Origin of the sequence: Chryseolinea lacunae, assembly GCF_016735595.1 — a bacterium.
GTDB classification, from domain to species: domain Bacteria; phylum Bacteroidota; class Bacteroidia; order Cytophagales; family Cyclobacteriaceae; genus Chryseolinea; species Chryseolinea lacunae.
Genome location: NZ_JAERRB010000006.1, coordinates 266,848 through 286,315, shown reverse-complemented (window position 1 = coordinate 286,315; position 19,468 = coordinate 266,848). Strand labels below are relative to the sequence as shown.

Here is a 19,468-nt window from a genome sequence, read left to right as displayed (position 1 = left end):
TTAAGCAATAAAATCTGATTAAGATAATGAAATGAGTTTCTGCCGAAATGTCTCCCGGCAGGAACTCATTTTTTCCATAGACGATATTCTGCAAAGGATCGCACAAGAATGGCAACGACTATTGGAATGAGCGCGCAGTTCAGCTGTTGCGGAAGTATGGGCCACACCACCAGGGTGATCGCGCTAAGTATGGCGATGCAGAGAAAATAAATCCGAAGCCACGGCAATCGTCTCATCAAGGCCAGCGCGGCGAAGGCGTTTGTCGGCATGGCCCACAGTAAATTAAAATTTTCAGCGGCAGCGGCATGGTCTGTGAAGAACCACAGAAAGAACAACAGCAACCCCAGCAACCCCGTCACGGTGAAGAGCACGGCATCCAGCGGTGTCGAGATTTTTTTTCGCTTGAAGTCCCACACGGTGATGCCGATGCAGAACAACGCGAAGGCGCTGAACACATACAAGGGATGCGGAAGTCCCGTGGGGGCTTCTTCGGCACGCGCATCATAGACCGAATATTTTTCTTTCACCAGGGGAACACCCACACCGTTTTGCAAAATGGTGGCATGATCGAATCCTGACTCGATGTAGTCGGGAAGAAACATGTATTCGAACGGCGAGGCTTTTTTGTCCATGGGCAAGCCAAGGCAGATGTCGATGCCCAGATCGCCCCAGGGCTGGTGTTTTAGGTAGATGTCGGTGAGGTCGCGGATGGTGTAGTCGGTTTTTACATATGAGCCATCGAAGGTCACTTCCTTGCCCAGGGCGGTGACCACCACGTCGCGGATTTTGGTTGCGCAGTTATTGTAGAAATAGTCGTAGCGATAGTTCTCGTTGCCCGGCTGCATGTTCCAGCGGAGGTATTCAAAAAGTTTTTGGCGTTGCTCTGCGGTGAGGTTCAACACCTGTGCGTGGATGAAGCGGTTGTGGTAGATGTAGGACGACTCGAAATGTTGATAGTCGTAGGCGGCCAGTTTGTAGTTGAGGTAGCCGCGGGCAAAGTTGAGGTAGAAGTGGGGCTGGTCAAAGTCGAACACGCCGTAGTTAAACACGGCGTCGATGTTTTGCTCGGGGTCCACCACGCGAAAGGCGCTGTGGCCAAAGGCAGAGTACAGTTCGCCCTGGTAGGGGCCGCAGGTGATCACGGAGATGGTTGCGTCGCTGGACAAGGTTTGTCCGAAAACGCTTCCGTTCAGGAGCCAGATCAGGCAGGCTGCGATTATTTTTTTCATTTTGAAGCCGATAAGAATCGTGTGCAAGATAGAAACCTCCCTCAATTTTTTGATGTGGCCTGTGGAAGAAGCGGTTTTCTTAGTATTATTCCACCCTAAACCGGACTATGGGGCTTCAGGATAACGGCAAAAAGGCCATGGATTTTTTTGGTATCCGGTATCCCACCGACCGGGACGCCTTCTTCACACGGCGAAACGATATCTTGTATGCGCGCATCCTGCTGTCGTCGGGCATTGTGGCCTTGCTGAATGCCGCTAAAGATCTGATCAATCAGGGCCTTGCGCCCATCCCCATAATGACATCGGCCGCAGCGTTGGTGGTGGTGGTGGCTTTTGTGCTCATGAAGACGGGACGGCAATGGCAATCGAAATTTTTGTTTTTGATTTTGTTGAACGCGATCATCGCCTTTTTGTGCAACGTGGTGCCGAAAGAACGACAGGGGTTTGTTTACTTTTTCGCACTGATCACCATCGCCTATGTGATCTTCGACGACTCGCAACGCTACCTGCGGCTGTTCTTCACCGTGCTGCCGGCCTTCCTTTTGATTTTGCTTGTGTTTGTAGACTTCAAACTGTTTGGCGACGTGCAATTGTCGCGCTCTACCGTGAGCCAGCAAAACAGCGTGGTGATTAACCTGGTGGCCACCATGGTCATCGTTGCCTTGTGTATTGATTTTATGGTGAAGACCAACCGCGTGTCGGAACGGATGTTGTTGAAAATGGCGGAAGACATTCAGCGAAAGAATGAAGACCTTGAGAAAATCAACGGCGAGCTCGACCGGTTTGTCTACCGCACCTCGCATGACCTGCGTGCACCGTTGCTCTCCATTCAGGGTTTGGTGAACGTGGCACTCAAAGAACCACAGAACGACCAAAGCACCACCTATTTTTCAATGATCGGCGAGCGATCGCAGAAGCTGGATGAATTTATTCAGGAGATCATCGAGTATTCGCGCAACGCCCGCACAGAACTGGTGCTGGAAGAAATTGATCTGCACGCGCTCATCGAGGAGGTGATCGCCAACCTGAAGTATATGGCAGGCGCCGACATCATTCGTTTCGATGTGGAGGCCAGCAGCTCGCCTGTGTTTCTGGACAGAAACCGCGTAAAAATTGTGTTGAGCAACCTCATCTCCAACGCCATCAAATATCACAACTTCCGCAGGGAAGGCTTGTGGGTGAAGGTGATTGTTGTGCAGGATGGCAAACAATGCCGCCTGGAGATTGCCGACAATGGGGCTGGCATACGAAAGGAATATGAGGACAAGATTTTTGATATGTTTTTCAGGGGCACCGAAAAATCGAGCGGCTCGGGGCTGGGATTGTATATTGTGAAGGAAGTGATCAAGAAAATGAATGGCAACATTGTGCTGACTTCGGAGTTTGGCAAGGGAAGTAATTTTGTGGTTACTTTGCCCCTGAATCAACGGACGTTGCATGAAGGTTAGGCTGCAGGACCATGTGAATATGCTCTCGAAAAGCTCTCTGAAACGGGTGCACAATGCTGCCCGTGTCTTTTCCAGCTATCACACCTCAACCTTCACCGGCAAACCCGCGCTGCGCGGCATGCCCATCAGCCTTTCGTTCGAGCCCACCACATCGTGCAACCTGCGTTGTCCGGAATGCCCCAGCGGCTTGCGTTCGTTCACGCGACCCACAGGAATGCTGCAGGAGCAATTGTTCCGCAAGGTGATCGACCAAGTGGCGCCCACCCTAAGTTATCTCACGTTCTATTTTCAAGGCGAACCCTTTTTGCATCCGCAGTTTCTCGACATGGTGAAATATGCCTCGCAGAAAGGAATCTATACGGCTACGTCTACCAACGCCCACTACCTGAAAGACGATGTTGCCAAAGCCACCGTGCAGTCGTCGTTAGACCGGCTCATCATCTCCATCGATGGCACATCGCAGGATACTTATCAGAATTATAGAATCGGTGGCTCGCTCAACAAAGTGCTGGAAGGAACCCAGAACATTTTGCGTTGGAAAAAGGAATTGAAATCGAAAACGCCCCACGTCATTTTTCAATTCCTGGTGGTGAAGCCCAACGAACATCAGATTCCCGAAGTGTATGCGTTGGCCGACCAGCTGGGCGTGGACGATGTGGTGTTAAAGACGGCGCAGATCTATGACTACAAAAACGGTTCGCCCCTCATGCCGACACAAGACCGCTATTCGCGCTACCGGCAAACAAGCGACGGCACCTATGCGCTCAAGAATAAATTGATGAATGAATGCTGGAAGATGTGGCACAGCTGCGTGGTGACCTGGGACGGCAAAGTGGTGCCCTGCTGTTTTGACAAGGATGCTCACTTTGTGCTGGGCGATCTCAACGAAAACACATTCGAAGAAATCTGGAACAGTGACAAATACAATGCGTTTCGGGCATCGCTGCTACGGTCGAGAAGTGAAATTGAAATTTGTAAGAATTGTACGGAAGGAACAAAAATCTTCGCCTGAGGCTGAAGACTAAATGCGGGCCTGTTCTTTTTTGATCTGGGCTTCGATTTTTTCAAAATCAACTGCACCACATTTGCCACAGCCCGTGGCGCAACCCGACGCTTTCGCCTGAAAGCTTTTATAGATGAGACGGCCCACATAGAACAGGGCTACCAGAAAAACAGAACCGACGATTATCTGCTGAATCATAGGCTTAAAATTACAGAATCCTCCACATTAACGCAGCCCGGGTTGTAATAATTTCATCAGTGCCGTTCGCTACCGGACAAAATCAAACATTTACGAACAAGTTTGCGTACCAGAGGTTGAAATGGATACTGTTGCGCCCTTTTTTGCGCCGGCATTCCAATTGACGTGTGAAATCATTTTTACAGAAGCGCTAATGATAAAGAACTACTTTAAAACGGCCATCCGAAACCTGCTCCGCGGGAAAGGAAGCTCCCTGATCAACATATCGGGACTGGCCATGGGGATTACGTGCAGCCTGGTGCTTTTTCTTTTGGTCCGCCACCATGCCACCTTCGATAGTTTTCACACCCACCGCGACCGCATATACCGAGTGGTGTCGCAGTCGGATGGCAACAATGGCAAGAACTATTCGGCCGGGGTGCCCACACCGTTGCCCGAAGCTTTCCGCAACGATTTCCCCGAAGCCGAGGCGGTTATCTTTGCCGGCTATCGCGCCGATGCTCTGGTCACCATTCCTCAACCCAGTGGCGAACCGAAAAAGTATACTGAAACCGCCGGCGTTGTGATTACCGAACCGGGGTTCTTCAAAATCTTCGATCGCCCCGTGTTGATCGGCGATGCCGTGAGAGGTCTCGACGATCCCAACGAAGCGGTGATTTCAAAACGATGGGCTCTGAAATTTTTTGGGAAGGAAGACGCCGTGGGTGAGGTTGTGAAATTTGAAGACAACGAATACAAGATCACGGCCGTGATGGAAGATTTTCCGGCCAACACCGATTTTCCGCTCGACCTCATGTTGTCGTATGCCACGGTGAAGAAAGAAAGAGAAGCGTCGGGCTGGAACAGCATTTGGAGTGACGAGCAATGTTTCATCCTGCTGAAGCCCGGCGAGGATGCAGCAAAGCTCGAAAGGCGCTTGCCAGCGTTCACCGAAAAATACATTGGCAAAGAAGATCCCGACCACACACTTTTTTCTTTGCAACCGCTGAAAGATTTTCACTTCGATCAACGCTACGACACGTTCAGCTACAACACGATTGATAAAAATATGTTGACAGCGTTTGCTGTGATCGCGTTTATTTTGATTGTGACGGCGTGCATCAACTTTGTGAACCTGGCTACGGCCGAGGCCATCAAGCGCTCGAAGGAAGTGGGCATACGGAAATCGTTGGGAAGCACAAAGAGTCAACTGGTGCGTCAGTTTCTCGGAGAGACGGCGCTGGTTACGTTCATTTCATTGTTAATCGCACTGGCCTTCACACAACTCGCACTCACGTTTCTCAATCCTTTTCTCGACTTGCATCTGGCGTTGCGATTTGGGTCAGACGGTCAGCTGTGGGGTTTTATAATTGTTGTCTTTGTCATCGTGGCCCTTCTGGCGGGTGTGTATCCGGCCTTTGTGGTTTCCGGATTTAATCCAGCGTTGGCGTTGAAAAATCTGATCAGCAATAAGAACTCGTCGGGCTATGCCTTGCGGCGAACCTTGGTGGTGGCACAGTTTGTCATTTCGCAATTCTTCATCATCGGCACCATTGTGGTGATCAACCAGATGAACTACTTCCAGAAAAAAGATCTGGGCTTTCGCAAAGACGCCATCCTGATTGTGCCCATTCCCGAAAAAGCTTCGTTGCAAAAGATGGAGACCGTGAGCAAGATGAAAACATTGCGCGACGAAGTGGCTGCACTCCCGGGTGTGGATCAGGTAAGTTTGAACAACGCGCCGCCGTCATCAGGATATGTATCGTCTACCAACATGAAGATAGAAGGCAAGGACGAAAATTTTGCCACGCAGGTGAAGCTTGCCGATGGCAACTATGCCGGCTTGTTCGGGCTCACCTTTGTGAGCGGTCACAACCTTCAGGACCTCGACACGGCCACGGGATTTGTTGTGAATGAAAAACTGGCACACACGGTTGGTTTTGCCAACGCTGCCAATATCGAAGGAAAAATGCTAAGGATTCGCGGCCGCACGTTGCCGGTGGTGGGTGTGGTGAAAGATTTTCATACTGTAACGTTGCGCCGGCCGGTGGAGGCCACCGTGCTCATGAATCACATCGTGGGCTACGAACGCATGGCCATTCATGTGCAGGCTTCGGCTGTGCAGGATGTGCTGGCGAAACTGAAGCCGGTTTGGGAACGCACGTATCCCGAACACATCTACAGCTATGAATTTTTGGATCAGCAGATTGCCGAGTTCTATGACGGCGAACGAAAGATGTCGATTCTGTTGGCGATCTTTTCTTCCATCGCCATCTTCATTGGTTGTTTGGGATTGTTTGGCCTGGTCACCTTCATGGCCAATCAAAAGAACAAAGAAATTGGTGTTCGCAAAGTGCTGGGTGCGTCCGTGGAAAGTATTGTGTTTATGTTCTCGAAAGAATTTGTGAAGTTGATTGCCATTGGGTTCCTGGTGGCGGCACCGGCCGCGTGGTTTGTGATGGGCAAGTTTCTCGACGAGTTTGCCTATAAGATTACCATGGGGCCTGAAATATTTTTGATAGGCCTTGTGGTCACGCTTGCCATTGCCATGTTCACCGTGGGCTACCGCTCTTTCAAGGCCGCGGTGGTCAATCCGGTGAAATCCCTTAGATCTGAATAAACAATTTCTAGCATCGGTTTGAATGAAGATCGCATGGAGTAAAAACACTCCATGGGATTTTTTTTTAGTTGGTGACGGGCGGCTTCAGAGAAGTAAAAATATGCCCTATCTTACTGCCATAACCTATCCTGACCTATGAGAAAATGTTTTTTGCTCTTGTCGTTCGGGCTGCTTACCGTGGCAGCTTCGGGACAGAGATTGTTGCGGCCATCGGATGTCTATCATCTTCATGCTGTGAAGAGTCCCGACGTGTCGCCCGATGGAAAATGGGTGACCTACACACTCACATCGCCCGACTCTGCACGCGATACCTACGACGACAACATATGGATGGTGCCCACCGAGGGTGGCGATGCCGTGCAACTTACCTATTCGGAAGAAGACGAGAGCCAGTCGCGATTCAGCCCCGACAACAAGTACGTCAGTTTTCTTTCCGGTCGCGAAAAGGCAAAGGAAAAGAATCAGCTTTGGTTGCTCGACCGGCGCGGGGGAGAGGCCCGGCAACTCACCACCTTCAAGGCAGCCATCGCCGACTATCGTTGGAGCCCGGATGCTAAAAAAATTCTGTTCCTCATTCAAGACGAAGATCCAAAGGCCGACACCGCTAAGGATAAACCGGCGAAGCCCATCGTGATCGATCGCTATCATTTCAAGGAAGACATCAACGGCTATCTCCAGCATTTTCACACGCACCTGTATGTCTATGATGTGGAAACTAAAAAACTCGACACGCTGTCGACGGGCAAGTTCGATCAGTCAGACGCCGTGTGGTCGCCCGATGGAAAACACATTGCCTTCACCAGCAACCGTACTGCCGATCCCGACCGGAACCTCAACACTGACATCTGGATTGTAGAAGCCAAAGCCCACGCCAAGCCACGACAACTCACCACGTGGGTCGACTTTGATCGCAAACCCATGTGGAGCCCGGATGGAAAACACATTGCCTATCTGCGCTCTATTTCGCCCGAGTGGGATACGTATGATGAAGCACACCTCGCCATCGTTCCGGTGTCGGGTGGAGAGCCTGTGTTGTTAACAAAAACGCTGGACCGCCCGGTAACAAATCCGGAATGGTCGAAAGATGGTCGCTCGCTATTCGCGTTGATTGAAGACGATCGGCAACGTTATGTTATGGAGTTTGATGTGGCCACGAAACAAAACACCAGACGGTCCGCCGGCGATCGCAGTGTGACCGATGTGCTTCCGCTCACAGATTCAAAGTCGGTGGTGTTGATGAGCGAAACGGCCAGCCCACCGGAACTGTATGTTCTTGAAGCGGGCAACTTCAAAAAACTAACCCATCACAACGATGCCTTTGTGAAGTCTCATCGTTTTGCAACCGCCGAAGGGTTCACGTTCAAAAATAAAGACGGCATCGAAGTGGGTGGCATTCTGTACCGACCCGACGGCGCGCCCAAGGGAAAAAAACTTCCGTTGCTGTTGTGGATTCACGGTGGCCCCGTGGCCCAGGATGAATATGAATTCGACATGACAACGCAGATGCTGGCGGCAAAAGGCTACGCGGTTGCCGCCATCAACTACCGGGGTAGCAACGGCAAGGGCTATGCGTTTTCGCGTGCCATCTTTGGCGACTGGGGAAACAAGGAAGTGGTGGACTTGCTCGCCGGTGTTGACTATCTCATCAAAACCGGCGTGGCCGACCCCGCGCGTCTGGGCATTGGCGGATGGAGTTATGGCGGCATTCTGACAGACTACACCACCGCCACCGACTCACGCTTCAAAGCGGCGGCCAGCGGGGCGGGCAGCGCGCTGCAACTGTCGATGTATGGCACCGATCAATATGTGCAGCAATATGAAATGGAGTTGGGTGTGCCGTGGAAGAACATGGACAAATGGATGAAAGTGTCGTATCCGTTTCTCAACATCGAAAAAATAAAAACGCCTACGCTCTATATGGTGGGTGAAAAAGATTTCAACGTGCCCGCCGCAGGAAGCGAACAAATGTATCAGGCGCTGCGGTCGCTGGGTGTGCCCACACAGATGGTGATCTATCCCACGCAATATCATGGATTGAAAGTGCCGAGCTACTGGAAAGATCGTTATGAGCGTTACTGGAAATGGTTTGAAACGTATTTGAAGTAGTGCAAAAAAAAGAGCCCTTCGTTTCCGAAGGGCTCTTCACTTGAACCATTAAACTATTGAAAATTATTTTTTGTTGTCGTTCACTTCTTCGTACTCAACATCCGAAACGTTGTTGGCATCCGAAGATGAACCGCCGGCATTTTGGTTGCCACCTGCATTAGGTGCACCCTGGCCGCCTGCGTTGGTTGCGTTATACATTTCTGTTGACGCTGCGCTCCAGGCGTTGTTCAGTGCTTCCATGGCAACGTCGATGCCGGGGCCGTCCTGAGCCTTGTGCGCTTCTTTCAGTTTGTCGAGTGCGCTGCTGATGGCGCCCTTGTTTGTGTCTGAAAGTTTGTCGCCAAATTCCTTCAACTGTTTTTCAGTTTGGAAGATCAGTGAATCGGCCTGGTTGATTTTCTCAACGGTCTCTTTCACTTTCTTGTCGGCATCGGCGTTGGCCTGAGCTTCCTGCTTCATCTTTTGAATTTCGGCATCCGTCAGTCCCGAAGAGGCTTCAATTCTGATCTTCTGTTCTCGGTTTGTTCCCTTGTCTTTGGCCGACACGTGGAGGATACCGTTCGCGTCGATGTCGAACGTTACTTCTACTTGCGGAATGCCGCGGGGTGCCGGGGGTATTTCAGAGAGGTGGAAACGTCCGATGGTGCGGTTGTCTTTTGCCATGGGGCGTTCACCTTGCAACACGTGGATTTCTACCGAAGGCTGATTGTCGGACGCTGTCGAGAACACTTCCGATTTCTTCGAAGGAATGGTGGTGTTCGATTCGATCAGTTTTGTGAACACGCCGCCCATGGTTTCGATACCCAGCGAAAGCGGAGTAACGTCCAGCAGCAACACATCTTTCACTTCACCGGTCAACACACCGCCTTGGATAGCAGCACCTACGGCCACCACTTCGTCGGGGTTCACACCTTTGGAAGGTTTCTTGCCAAAGAATTTTTCTACTTCGTCAACGATGCGGGGGATACGGGTTGAACCGCCCACCAGAATCACTTCGTCAATTTGCGACACGTTGATGCCTGCATCCTGAACGGCCTTGCGGCAAGGCTCAAGAGTTCTGCGCACGAGGTCGTCTACCAGTTGTTCAAATTTTGCGCGGCTCAATTTCTTCACCAAGTGCTTGGGCACACCGTCTACCGACGTCACGTACGGCAAGTTCACTTCGGTTTCCATGGAGCTCGACAATTCGATCTTTGCTTTTTCAGACGCTTCTTTCAAGCGTTGCAGTGCCATCGGATCTTTGCGCAGGTCAACGTTTTCTTCTTTTTGAAATTCGTCGGCCAGCCAGTTCATGATGCGCATGTCGAAGTCGTCGCCACCGAGGTGTACATCACCGTTGGTAGATTTTACTTCAAACACACCGTCGCCCAATTCGAGCACCGAGATATCGAACGTTCCACCACCCAAGTCGTAGACGGCGATTTTCATATCGCTGTTTTTCTTGTCGAGGCCATAGGCCAAGGCGGCGGCAGTAGGTTCGTTGATGATACGTTTCACATCCAGGCCTGCGATTTGTCCGGCTTCTTTTGTTGCCTGACGTTCTGCGTCGTTGAAGTATGCAGGCACGGTGATAACGGCTTCGGTCACTGTGGTGCCCAGGTAGTCTTCGGCAGTGCTCTTCATTTTTTGAAGAATCATCGCAGAGATTTCCTGTGCGGTGAAGAGACGGTCGCCAATGCGCACGCGCACGGTGTTGTTGTTGCCCGCTTCAATCTGGTAGGATACCATTTTCTTTTCTTCCGATACTTCATCGAATTTTTTGCCCATGAAGCGTTTGATGGAAGACACGGTGTTTTTGGGATTGGTGATAGCCTGGCGTTTTGCCGGGTCACCTACCTTGCGCTCTCCCTTACCGTTGTCCAAAAAGCCAACGATAGACGGAGTGGTTCTCCTGCCTTCGCTGTTGGCGATCACCACAGGCTCATTGCCTTCCATGACGGCTACGCAAGAGTTGGTGGTTCCTAAGTCTATACCGATAATTTTTCCCATGATATTGTTCAGTTTTAAGAGTTTCTAATTGTTTGTAGAATCCCTCTCTTCAAGCGTTATGCCAAGGCCTTTTAAAAGCTAAAAAATGACACATTGACAGTAAATTTTCCCTCTTTTCACCATCGTATGGCCATAATATCGCAGAAGGCATCCTCAAAACCTGACAGGCTTTTCGAGGCTATTGCGACCACGATGTTGGCGTTCTGTCCCAGCGGTGATCCTTCAGCGCGATGCGGAGCGACTCTTCCAGGCGCTTTCCGTCGCTGGTGGCGAGGTTGGCTTCCACATTCCGGATTTTGCGCATGCCGGGGATGATGGTGTGTACGTCGTCGTTGGCCAGGATAAACCGCAGCGCCAGGTCGGCCATTGTCATGCCGGGAGGAATGAGCGGCTTCAGGGCTTCGGCGTGGTCTACGCTTGAGTTCAGGTTTTCGGGCACGAAGTAGGTCGATCGCCAATCGTCTTTCGGAAACACGGTCTCTTTTGTCAGCATGCCTGTCAGCGTGCCTTCGTCAAACGGCACACGTGCAATGATGCCGATGTCGAGCTGGCGGCAGAGCGGGAACAAGAGGTCTTCGGGGGCCTGATCGAAAATGTTGTAGATCACCTGCACGGCGTCGATGTGGTTTGTCTTCAGCGTGTCGAGCACGTTGTTGGGCTCCCAGCGGTTCACGCTCACGCCCATGTGTTTGATCTTGCCTTGCTGCTTCAGTTTTTCCACGGCCTTCTGCCACTCGTCGTGGTGGGCCCAACTGTCTTCCCACACGTGAAATTGTTGGAGGTCGATGCACTCCACATGCAGGTTCTTGAGGCTCTTTTCGGTGTATTCAATGATGTGGGAGGCGGGAAAACATTCCTCCAGCGTGAAGCCGGGTTGGGATGGCCAGGTGAAGTTTTTGGGTGGAATCTTGGTGGCAAAATAAAGTCGCTTCGATCCATGCCGTTTGATGAGGCGGCCGAGAATTTCTTCGCTCACACCGGCGCCATAGCCCCAGGCGGTGTCAAAAAACGTGCAGCCCAGGTCAACGGACTTGTCGAGTGCGCGCTCCACCTCGGCTTGCTCGCTGCCGGTCCACCCGGCAAGGCCCCACATGCCATAGCCAATCTCGCTCACATCCCAGTTTGTTCTTCCAAATCTTCTGTATTGCATTTTAGTTAGGGTTGTTGGTTGTTTTCGATCCTGCCGTTCTGCGAAACGGGAGCCTAAATTGGTTATCGTTTTTCAGGATAAAAAATAGTCGGAATAAAATAGGGCAAACTTCAACAGCCAGGCGTGTATAGGTTCCCACGTGTGGCCTGTGCACACGACGCTATTTTTCCGGTCCTTCCGGATAAGAACTTTTGCTTACTTTTGCGCCTTCTTATTTGCGTATGAGTCTGGAACAAGAAATAGCAAAACGCCGAACCTTCGGCATCATCAGTCACCCCGATGCCGGTAAAACAACCCTCACGGAGAAGTTGCTCCTGTTTGGAGGTGCTATCCAAAAGGCAGGCGCGGTGAAGTCCAGCAAGATCAAAGACCACGCCCGTTCCGACTGGATGGAAATTGAAAAGCAGCGGGGCATCTCTGTAGCCACTTCGGTGATGGGCTTTAATTACAAGGATGTAAAAATCAACCTCCTCGACACCCCGGGTCACCAGGACTTTGCCGAAGATACCTACCGCACACTCACCGCGGTTGACAGTGTTATTCTCGTGATCGACTGTGTGAAAGGTGTGGAGATTCAAACCGAAAAACTCATGGAGGTGTGTCGCATGCGCAGCACGCCCGTGATCTGTTTCATCAACAAGCTCGACCGCGAAGGCCGCGACCCGTTTGAGTTGCTCGACGAAGTGGAAGAGAAATTGAATATTAAAGTGCGTCCGTTGAGCTGGCCCATCAGCATGGGAAAAACATTCAAGGGCGTTTATAACCTCTACGAAAAAAGTCTCACGCTCTTCACCCCCAGCAAAACGAAGGTGGAAGAGGAGGGAAGAATTCAGATCAGCGACATACACGACGAGGTGCTCGACAGCTATGTGGGCGAAACCAACGCCAAACAATTGCGGGCCGACGTTGAGTTGATCGAAGGTGTGTATCCCGATTTTGATGTTGACAAATATTTGTCGGGCAAAGTGGCGCCGGTTTTCTTTGGTAGCGCCGTGAACAACTTTGGTGTGCGCGAATTGCTCGACACGTTCATACGCATCGCGCCCACGCCTGTGCCGCGCGAAACAACCTTGCGCATTGTGGAGCCTGAAGAAAATAAATTCAGTGGCTTTGTGTTCAAGATCCACGCCAACATGGACCCCAAGCACCGTAACCGCATTGCCTTTGTTCGCATCTGCTCCGGAAAATTTGAGCGCGGCAGCAACTACTACCATGTGCGTCAACAAAAAAACTTACGCTTCTCAAACGCCACGGCCTTCATGGCACAAGATCGTGAGACGGTTGACGAAGCCTGGCCCGGCGACATCGTGGGCATATTCGATACAGGCAACCTGAAGATTGGCGACACACTGACAGAAGGAGAAAAACTTTTGTACACCGGCATCCCCAGCTTCTCGCCCGAAATTTTCAAGGAAGTGGTGAACATGGACGCCATGAAAACGAAACAGCTTGAGAAAGGCTTGCTGCAATTGATGGAAGAAGGTGTGGCACAGTTGTTCACCTACGAGCTAGGCAAGAAAAAAGTGGTTGGCGTTGTGGGCGCCCTGCAGTTTGAAGTGATTCAGTTTCGGTTGAAGAATGAATATAGTGCCACCGCACAATTTGTTCCGCAGAACATCTACAAGGCGTGCTGGATCAGCAGCAAAGATCCCAAGAAGCTCGCCGAGTTCATCGACTCCAAACAACGCCACATTGCGCGCGACAAAGACGACAAGCTGGTGTTCATGGCCGAGTCACGCGCGTGGCTTCAGATGGTGCAGGACAATTTCCCGGACATTCAGTTTCACTTCACGTCGGAGTTTAAGGATTAGTGATTTGTGGTGCGGTTATTCGATTTCTGTATCGATAAACAAATCTTCAAACCTGAGTTTTAAATGGGATAAAATAGTTGATGATATTTCGCCCCTTTCAACGAGGCGAAATTTGGGCTGGGCCGGGCCTGATTGCGGTGTGAAGATTTCTAAAACTCTCCGGACAGGGTCAACTATCCAATACTCCGAAATCCCTATGTCGAGATAAGTTTTCTTCTTGAAATTTTTGTCGATATGAGCGTTCGGGGGCGACATGATTTCAACGACAAGATCAGGAACGCCGGTCACACCCCGAAGACTCAGCGCATGCAAATTTTCCTTTCTCACAAAAATTAAATCGGGTTGAAAAACATTTCGATTATCGATATGAAAATCTATGGGTGAATAGATCGCTCGCCCACCAGTTCTCCTGGCTTCAATTTTCAAAACATCATAAAGATTACCAGAAACGAGCTGGTGAAGCAATAGCGGACTTGGACTCATAATGATCTCTCCGTTAATTAACTCACAAGGTGTGTTAGTCTCTTCGAGAAGAAGAAAGTTATCTGCGGTCCATCCTTTTGTATGGTTTGTTTGGGATGTCTTCATCTTGAAAATTTTTGGAGGATCAAAAATGTGTTCTTGTTCAAATCTATCTAGCCCTATAACGACTAGGGATTGTTCGTCGGTTTTCTTCGATTAAAAATTCTTTTAAAGTCCAAATCAAGCAGGGGCAAAACAGAGGATCTGATTTTTCCCTTTTCTGTTAATTGGATCGGTGTTCGATGCCTTCATATTTGAAACGTTACTGGAGGGATGATTCAAGTTACAAAAAAACGTTTGATGAAGTCACGACGTTCCCGGATTTTTTGGGAGGTTATGCAAATGAAATTATGCATATCCTACAGTGTTCGCGAGTAACAACGCTTGTTCTAAAAAATCATGCGCTTTCTATTTGATATCGCTCGCTTTTTAATTCCCCCAACATTTCGGATGTTTGATTTCATTCTATCCTGATGGCACAGCGCAGCGTTCCCTTCACCGTCATTTACGAAGACAACCACCTGCTGGTGGTTAATAAGTCTCCCGGCATTTTGGTGCAAGGCGATGCAACCGGCGATGTGCCGCTGGCCGAATTGGGCAAGCTCTACATCAAGGAAAAGTATGGCAAGCCCGGCGAAGTTTTTCTCGGCGTGGTGCACCGGCTCGACAGGCCTGTGAGCGGCGTGGTGGTGCTGGCGCGAACGTCGAAGGCGCTTGAGCGGATGAATGCGTTGTTTCGCGAGAAAGAAACCGAGAAGACCTATTGGGCCATTGTGCGCGCGAAGCCTCCACAACCAGAAGGCACGCTGATTAACTGGCTTCAGAAAGACGAGAAGAAAAACAAGACCACGCTCTACAAAAAAGAAACCGTGGGCGCCCTGCGCTCGGAGCTGAGCTATAAAGTGCTGGGCACCACCGAAGGTCACTGGCTGCTGCAAGTCAACCCTGTGACCGGACGCTCGCATCAGATCCGCGCGCAGCTGGCGGGCATGGGTTGCCCCATAAAAGGCGATGTGAAGTATGGAGACGACACGCCCAACGACGATGGCAGCATCTACCTGCACGCCCGCCGGCTGTCGTTTGTTCACCCTGTAAAAAAAGAACCCATAACCCTGGAGGCGCCCGTGCCCGTTATGGGTATGTGGAAATATTTCGCAAAATTTGATCAAACGTAAAACCGCGATGGAACAAACCTCCTGGATCGAGAGACTGAAGCAGAAGTGGAAGTTGGGCAGCGCCTTCCAGGTGGTGATGGTGCTGGTGGTGTTTGCCTGCACGGGTTTCACCGTATTGTTCATCAAGAAACCCATCCTTCATTTTTTGGCCGGCGATAGCGGCGACTCCACCCTGGCCACGATACTGTATTATATTTTTATCCTTCCCCTCTACAATGTTATTCTGCTGGCCTATGGTTTTCTGTTTGGCCAGTTCACCTTCTTCTGGGAATTCGAAAAACGGTTTTTCAATCGCATTCTAGGGCGCTCGAAGAAATGACACAAATCTCCTAAGCGACCCATCACTTTAAAACATTTGCCGATGGACAGCATACTCCAAAGCCTGGTGGAGCGCATGAACGACAAAAACGACCACATCATGGCGCCGGGCTTCGACAGCAGCACCACCATTTCGTGGAAGGCCCACCGCGAAGCCGAGAAGCTTGCCGATCGCACGCTCATTCCTCAGCTGATGACATTCATTGAAAATGAAAAGGACAAAAAGAATCGAGACGCCGCCTATTTCATTCTGGGACATGTCGCAAAAAATGTTGGCGACCAAGCAACCGCGCAGTTCTTGATTGATCGGATCGAAAGAGAAAAAGACAAGTATGTGCTCAGCGCCATGCTCGACCGCCTCGCCCATCTGGAGAAGCCAACCGGCACAGACCTCACCGCGCTCATTGCTGCCACGCACGACAAGCGATGGCAGGTGGGCTATGCGGCAATCCGCGCCCTCACAAACACAGACGATGCCGCCGCAGAAACAACCCTGCTACAGATTCTCGACACCAGCGACAGCTCCTATGAACTGATCTACGCAAACGGTGTGTTGCACAAAACAGGAACACCCCGCGCGCTGCCGTTTCTGGAGAAACATGCAAAGAGCCGGAAGCGCGATGTGAAACACTCAGCGCTCTATGCCATTGAAGCCATAAAGCAACGGCACAACCTGATTTGATTTTGGCAGAACTGACATTCATTAGAAACGAAAAAAGCTCCGGGGTTTCCGGAGCTTTTCTTTTATGATCGTGATGTTTCCTTAGGCCAGTTACACCACACCGGTGGCCAGCAAGATCACTTTGTTCTTCAGCACTTCAACAACCCCGCCCGTGATGGTGACGTTGTTGGCGCCTTCTTTTCCATTGTATTCCACCACGCCTTCTTTCAGCAAGCTGATGAGCGGTGCGTGATGATCCAGCACCTGGAACGATCCGTCAGCGCCGGGAAAAGTGACCAGCGTTACTTCGCCTTCAAAGACCTTTTTTTCGGGAGTTAATATCTCAAGATGCATGTGTCAGTGTTATTATCCTTTTGCTTCGGCCATCATCTTCTGGCCTTTCTCTACGGCCTGGTCGATGCTACCCACAAGGTTGAACGCCATTTCGGGGAGGTAGTCATATTCGCCGTCCATGATCGCGTTGAATCCTTTGATGGTATCCTTGATGTCTACCAACACACCTTTCAAACCGGTGAAGGCTTCGGCCACGTGGAAGGGCTGCGACAGGAAGCGCTGCACGCGACGTGCGCGGTGCACCACTTGTTTGTCTTCGTCCGACAATTCGTCCATACCCAGGATGGCGATGATGTCTTGCAATTCTTTGTAGCGTTGCAGAATGCTCTTCACACGCTGTGCCGTGTTGTAGTGCTCTTCGCCCACAATCTCCGGACGGAGAATGCGTGAGGTAGAGTCCAAAGGATCCACGGCAGGGTAGATACCAAGCTCGGAGATCTTACGCGACAATACCGTGGTGGCATCCAAGTGAGCAAAGGTTGTGGCAGGAGCAGGGTCGGTCAAGTCATCGGCGGGAACGTATACGGCCTGCACCGATGTGATGGAACCGTTCTTGGTCGACGTGATACGCTCTTGCATGGCACCCATTTCGGTGGCCAGCGTGGGCTGGTATCCTACGGCCGAAGGCATACGACCCAAAAGGGCCGATACTTCAGAACCTGCTTGTGTGAAACGGAAAATGTTATCCACAAAGAACAGGATGTCGCGGCCTTTGCCTTGTCCATCGCCATCGCGGAAATATTCAGCTACCGTCAAACCAGAGAGGGCCACGCGGGCACGGGCTCCGGGAGGTTCGTTCATCTGACCGAACACGAAGGTTGCTTTAGAGTCTTTCAGTTTTTCTTCGTCTACTTTCGAGAGGTCCCAGCCACCGGCGTGGAGCGACTTCATAAATTCGTCGCCGTAGTTCACGATACCGGCTTCAATCATTTCGCGGAGCAAGTCGTTTCCTTCGCGTGTTCTTTCGCCTACACCGGCAAATACGGAAAGACCTGAGTATGCTTTTGCGATGTTGTTGATAAGTTCCTGGATCAATACGGTCTTGCCTACACCGGCACCACCGAACAATCCGATTTTACCACCTTTTGCATAGGGCTCGATCAAGTCGATTACCTTGATGCCGGTGAAGAGAACTTCTGTGGCAGTTGAAAGATCTTCGAAGAGCGGGGCAGCACGGTGAATAGGGAGTGTTTTTGTGCCTTTGGGTTGTTTGATGCCGTCGATAGCATCGCCCACCACGTTGAAAAGGCGGCCTTTAATGTCTTCGCCAATGGGCATTTGGATAGGAGCACCTTTATCGGTCACCTTCATTCCACGCACAAGGCCTTCGGTACCTTCCATCGAAATGGTGCGCACCCGGTCTTCGCCAAGGTGCTGCTGGCATTCCAATACTACTTTAGTGCCGTCAGCTTTTGTAACTTCAAGAGAATCAAGGATGTTCGGGAGTTTAGCCCCTTCGCCATCGAAGGCAACGTCTACCACAGGACCGATTACCTGAGTGATCTTACCAATATTTGCCATGTTTATCTGGTTTTTGAAATTAAGGTCTTAAAATCGACCGCAAAAGTAGCCGTTTATGGACGAAGAACAAAGGCCGGAATACGAATTATTGACAGTTGTTTAAAGCCTGTCAATCCTTTTGAAACCGGCGCGAACGGAACGTCCCCTCAGGCCGCGTTCAGCACGATCCGGAACGTGGTGCCCAGGTTCTCTTCCGACGATTTTACGAAAATTTTGCCGTCGTGATAGGTTTCGATGATGCGTTTGGCCAAGGTGAGCCCCAGCCCCCAGCCCCGTTTCTTGGTGGTGAACCCTGGCCGGAACACATGGTCGATCTTGGATCGCGGAATGCCCTTGCCCGTGTCCGAAATGTCGATAAAGATTTTGCCCTCGTTGCCCCGCAACACCTTGATGGCGATGAGGCCGCTGTTGCCCATGGCGTCGACCGCGTTTTTCGACAGGTTTTCAATCACCCACTCAAACAAAGGCGCGTGCACGTTGGCAAATATATTTTCCGACAGTGTGAACACCTCCATTTTCACTTTCGACGACACCCGCGGCCGCAGGTAGTTCACCACGTTGTTGATGAGCGACACCACGTTTTCTTTTTTCAGGGTAGGGATGGAGCCGATGCTGGAGAAGCGCTCCGTCACGATCTTCAGTTTCTGGATGTCTTTCTCCAATTCCTCTACCGTGCCCTTCTGTTTCATGTAGGGATCGTCGCGCAACACCTCCACCCACGCCATGAGCGACGACAACGGTGTGCCCAGCTGGTGCGCGGTTTCTTTGGCCAGCCCCACCCACACACGGTTTTGCTCCGCCGCCTTCGAATAGTTGAAGGCCAGGTAGGCGATGAAGCCAAAAATGGCAATGACCGACAATTGTATATAGGGATAGGCAATGAGCTGCTTCAGCAGGAAGGAGTTTTTGTAGTAAATGAACTGTGTTCCAAAAACTTCGCCGGTTTGCGGATCGCGCAGGGTCACGGTGATGGGCTCGTAGGTTTCGCGCATCACATCCATTTCCTCTTTCAGAAAAGCGGCTTTTCGTTTCTCGGTCCAGGTGTCGCCAATGTCGACGTTGCGCGAGGCCAGCACTTTGCCACTGTCGCCCGCCTGGATGATGGGGATGGAATTGTTTTGAAAGAGAATTTCTTGCGCAATAAAGTTCACGTCGCCGGTGCCTTCGTCGTTGGCGGTGTATTCGATGGCTTTGGCATAGAGCTGCACCTGCTGCCGCTCGCGTTCCTTCAGCTGGTCTACCAGAATGTTGGTGTAATAGATAGACCCGATGCTGATGAGCACCGAGGCCACCAGCACCACCCACTTGATGTTGGAGTTGTTCTGATAGAAGTCAAGCGACGGAATTGTGCCCTTTTTGCCCATTGCGATTTGAAAGATAAATA

General features: G+C 50.9%; 16 protein-coding genes. 8 read left to right on the top strand and 8 right to left on the bottom strand.

The genetic code is table 11. From position 1 onward, the window contains the following. Positions 1-65 precede the first annotated feature (65 nt). Positions 66-1,229 (bottom strand): lipoprotein N-acyltransferase Lnb domain-containing protein, encoded by a 1,164-nt coding sequence (locus tag JI741_RS19065; RefSeq protein ID WP_202012605.1) that lies wholly within the window; start codon positions 1,227-1,229, stop codon positions 66-68. A 107-nt stretch (positions 1,230-1,336) separates the two neighbouring features. On the opposite strand from JI741_RS19065, the gene JI741_RS19060 reads away from it, so the two are divergent. Together JI741_RS19060 and JI741_RS19055 are read left to right on the top strand one after the other, a co-directional pair. Then, the gene (locus JI741_RS19060) at positions 1,337-2,677 is read left to right on the top strand and encodes a sensor histidine kinase (protein WP_202012603.1); all 1,341 of its coding nucleotides are present in this window, start codon (positions 1,337-1,339) and stop codon (positions 2,675-2,677) included. Continuing rightward, positions 2,667-3,689 carry a radical SAM/SPASM domain-containing protein gene (locus JI741_RS19055; protein ID WP_202012601.1) on the top strand — a complete coding sequence of 341 codons (1,023 nt, stop codon included), beginning with the start codon at positions 2,667-2,669 and terminating at the stop codon, positions 3,687-3,689. Before JI741_RS19060 ends, JI741_RS19055 begins: the two co-directional genes overlap by 11 nt. 9 nt (positions 3,690-3,698) lie before the next feature. Here JI741_RS19055 and JI741_RS19050 read toward each other — a convergent pair whose 3' ends face one another. Then, a complete protein-coding gene (locus tag JI741_RS19050) occupies positions 3,699-3,878 on the bottom strand; it encodes a FeoB-associated Cys-rich membrane protein (RefSeq protein ID WP_236676163.1) in 180 nt (59 codons plus the stop codon). A 193-nt stretch (positions 3,879-4,071) separates the two neighbouring features. On the opposite strand from JI741_RS19050, the gene JI741_RS19045 reads away from it, so the two are divergent. Continuing rightward, positions 4,072-6,477 carry an ABC transporter permease gene (locus JI741_RS19045; RefSeq protein ID WP_202012600.1) on the top strand — a complete coding sequence of 802 codons (2,406 nt, stop codon included), beginning with the start codon at positions 4,072-4,074 and terminating at the stop codon, positions 6,475-6,477. Positions 6,478-6,612: 135 nt separating this feature from the next. Further along, positions 6,613-8,583, top strand: coding sequence for a S9 family peptidase (locus JI741_RS19040; RefSeq protein WP_202012598.1), 1,971 nt, complete (start codon positions 6,613-6,615; stop codon positions 8,581-8,583). A gap of 63 nt (positions 8,584-8,646) precedes the next feature. Here the strand turns inward: JI741_RS19040 and dnaK are convergent, their stop codons facing one another. Both dnaK and JI741_RS19030 read right to left on the bottom strand, forming a co-directional pair. After that, positions 8,647-10,572, bottom strand: coding sequence for a molecular chaperone DnaK (gene dnaK / locus JI741_RS19035; RefSeq protein WP_202012596.1), 1,926 nt, complete (start codon positions 10,570-10,572; stop codon positions 8,647-8,649). Positions 10,573-10,750: 178 nt separating this feature from the next. After that, positions 10,751-11,722, bottom strand: coding sequence for an aldo/keto reductase (locus JI741_RS19030; RefSeq protein ID WP_202012593.1), 972 nt, complete (start codon positions 11,720-11,722; stop codon positions 10,751-10,753). Positions 11,723-11,943: 221 nt separating this feature from the next. Between JI741_RS19030 and JI741_RS19025 the strand changes: the two genes are divergently transcribed. Then, positions 11,944-13,533, top strand: coding sequence for a peptide chain release factor 3 (locus tag JI741_RS19025; RefSeq protein WP_202012591.1), 1,590 nt, complete (start codon positions 11,944-11,946; stop codon positions 13,531-13,533). Between the two features lie 15 nt (positions 13,534-13,548). Here the strand turns inward: JI741_RS19025 and JI741_RS19020 are convergent, their stop codons facing one another. Beyond that, on the bottom strand, positions 13,549-14,121 hold the full coding sequence (locus JI741_RS19020) for a Uma2 family endonuclease (RefSeq protein WP_202012589.1): 573 nt from the start codon (positions 14,119-14,121) through the stop codon (positions 13,549-13,551). Positions 14,122-14,528: 407 nt separating this feature from the next. Here JI741_RS19020 and JI741_RS19015 point away from each other — a divergent pair, with 407 nt between their 5' ends. From JI741_RS19015 to JI741_RS19005, 3 genes are read left to right on the top strand one after another with little or no spacing between them, the layout of a single operon-like run. Then, complete coding sequence (locus tag JI741_RS19015) at positions 14,529-15,230, top strand: RluA family pseudouridine synthase (RefSeq protein WP_202012587.1); 702 nt, start codon at positions 14,529-14,531, stop codon at positions 15,228-15,230. 7 nt (positions 15,231-15,237) lie between these two features. Beyond that, complete coding sequence (locus JI741_RS19010) at positions 15,238-15,549, top strand: DUF6787 family protein (RefSeq protein WP_202012585.1); 312 nt, start codon at positions 15,238-15,240, stop codon at positions 15,547-15,549. Between the two features lie 42 nt (positions 15,550-15,591). Then, on the top strand, positions 15,592-16,230 hold the full coding sequence (locus JI741_RS19005) for a HEAT repeat domain-containing protein (RefSeq protein WP_202012583.1): 639 nt from the start codon (positions 15,592-15,594) through the stop codon (positions 16,228-16,230). 90 nt (positions 16,231-16,320) lie between these two features. On the opposite strand, the gene atpC is transcribed toward JI741_RS19005, so the two are convergent. From atpC to JI741_RS18990, 3 genes are all read right to left on the bottom strand, one after another. After that, entirely contained in the window at positions 16,321-16,563 is a 243-nt protein-coding gene (atpC, locus tag JI741_RS19000) for an ATP synthase F1 subunit epsilon (RefSeq protein WP_202012581.1), read from the bottom strand. 12 nt (positions 16,564-16,575) lie between these two features. Further along, positions 16,576-18,084 (bottom strand): F0F1 ATP synthase subunit beta, encoded by a 1,509-nt coding sequence (gene atpD / locus JI741_RS18995; protein WP_202012579.1) that lies wholly within the window; start codon positions 18,082-18,084, stop codon positions 16,576-16,578. A gap of 146 nt (positions 18,085-18,230) precedes the next feature. Next, entirely contained in the window at positions 18,231-19,448 is a 1,218-nt protein-coding gene (locus JI741_RS18990) for a sensor histidine kinase (RefSeq protein WP_202012577.1), read from the bottom strand. Positions 19,449-19,468: the final 20 nt, after the last annotated feature.

Excerpts from the sequence above, each read along its gene's own strand:
- JI741_RS19065 (WP_202012605.1), bottom strand. The coding sequence starts at position 1,229 with ATGAAAAAAATAATCGCAGCCTGCCTGATCTGGCTCCTGAACGGAAGC.
- JI741_RS19050 (WP_236676163.1), bottom strand. The coding sequence starts at position 3,878 with ATGATTCAGCAGATAATCGTCGGTTCTGTTTTTCTGGTAGCCCTGTTC.
- JI741_RS18990 (WP_202012577.1), bottom strand. The coding sequence starts at position 19,448 with ATGGGCAAAAAGGGCACAATTCCGTCGCTTGACTTCTATCAGAACAAC.
- JI741_RS19045 (WP_202012600.1), top strand. The coding sequence starts at position 4,072 with ATGATAAAGAACTACTTTAAAACGGCCATCCGAAACCTGCTCCGCGGG.
- JI741_RS19005 (WP_202012583.1), top strand. The coding sequence starts at position 15,592 with ATGGACAGCATACTCCAAAGCCTGGTGGAGCGCATGAACGACAAAAAC.
- JI741_RS19020 (WP_202012589.1), bottom strand. The coding sequence starts at position 14,121 with ATGAAGACATCCCAAACAAACCATACAAAAGGATGGACCGCAGATAAC.
- dnaK (WP_202012596.1), bottom strand. The coding sequence starts at position 10,572 with ATGGGAAAAATTATCGGTATAGACTTAGGAACCACCAACTCTTGCGTA.
- JI741_RS19055 (WP_202012601.1), top strand. The coding sequence starts at position 2,667 with ATGAAGGTTAGGCTGCAGGACCATGTGAATATGCTCTCGAAAAGCTCT.
- JI741_RS19010 (WP_202012585.1), top strand. The coding sequence starts at position 15,238 with ATGGAACAAACCTCCTGGATCGAGAGACTGAAGCAGAAGTGGAAGTTG.
- JI741_RS19015 (WP_202012587.1), top strand. The coding sequence starts at position 14,529 with ATGGCACAGCGCAGCGTTCCCTTCACCGTCATTTACGAAGACAACCAC.
- JI741_RS19025 (WP_202012591.1), top strand. The coding sequence starts at position 11,944 with ATGAGTCTGGAACAAGAAATAGCAAAACGCCGAACCTTCGGCATCATC.
- JI741_RS19060 (WP_202012603.1), top strand. The coding sequence starts at position 1,337 with ATGGGGCTTCAGGATAACGGCAAAAAGGCCATGGATTTTTTTGGTATC.
- atpD (WP_202012579.1), bottom strand. The coding sequence starts at position 18,084 with ATGGCAAATATTGGTAAGATCACTCAGGTAATCGGTCCTGTGGTAGAC.
- JI741_RS19040 (WP_202012598.1), top strand. The coding sequence starts at position 6,613 with ATGAGAAAATGTTTTTTGCTCTTGTCGTTCGGGCTGCTTACCGTGGCA.
- JI741_RS19030 (WP_202012593.1), bottom strand. The coding sequence starts at position 11,722 with ATGCAATACAGAAGATTTGGAAGAACAAACTGGGATGTGAGCGAGATT.
- atpC (WP_202012581.1), bottom strand. The coding sequence starts at position 16,563 with ATGCATCTTGAGATATTAACTCCCGAAAAAAAGGTCTTTGAAGGCGAA.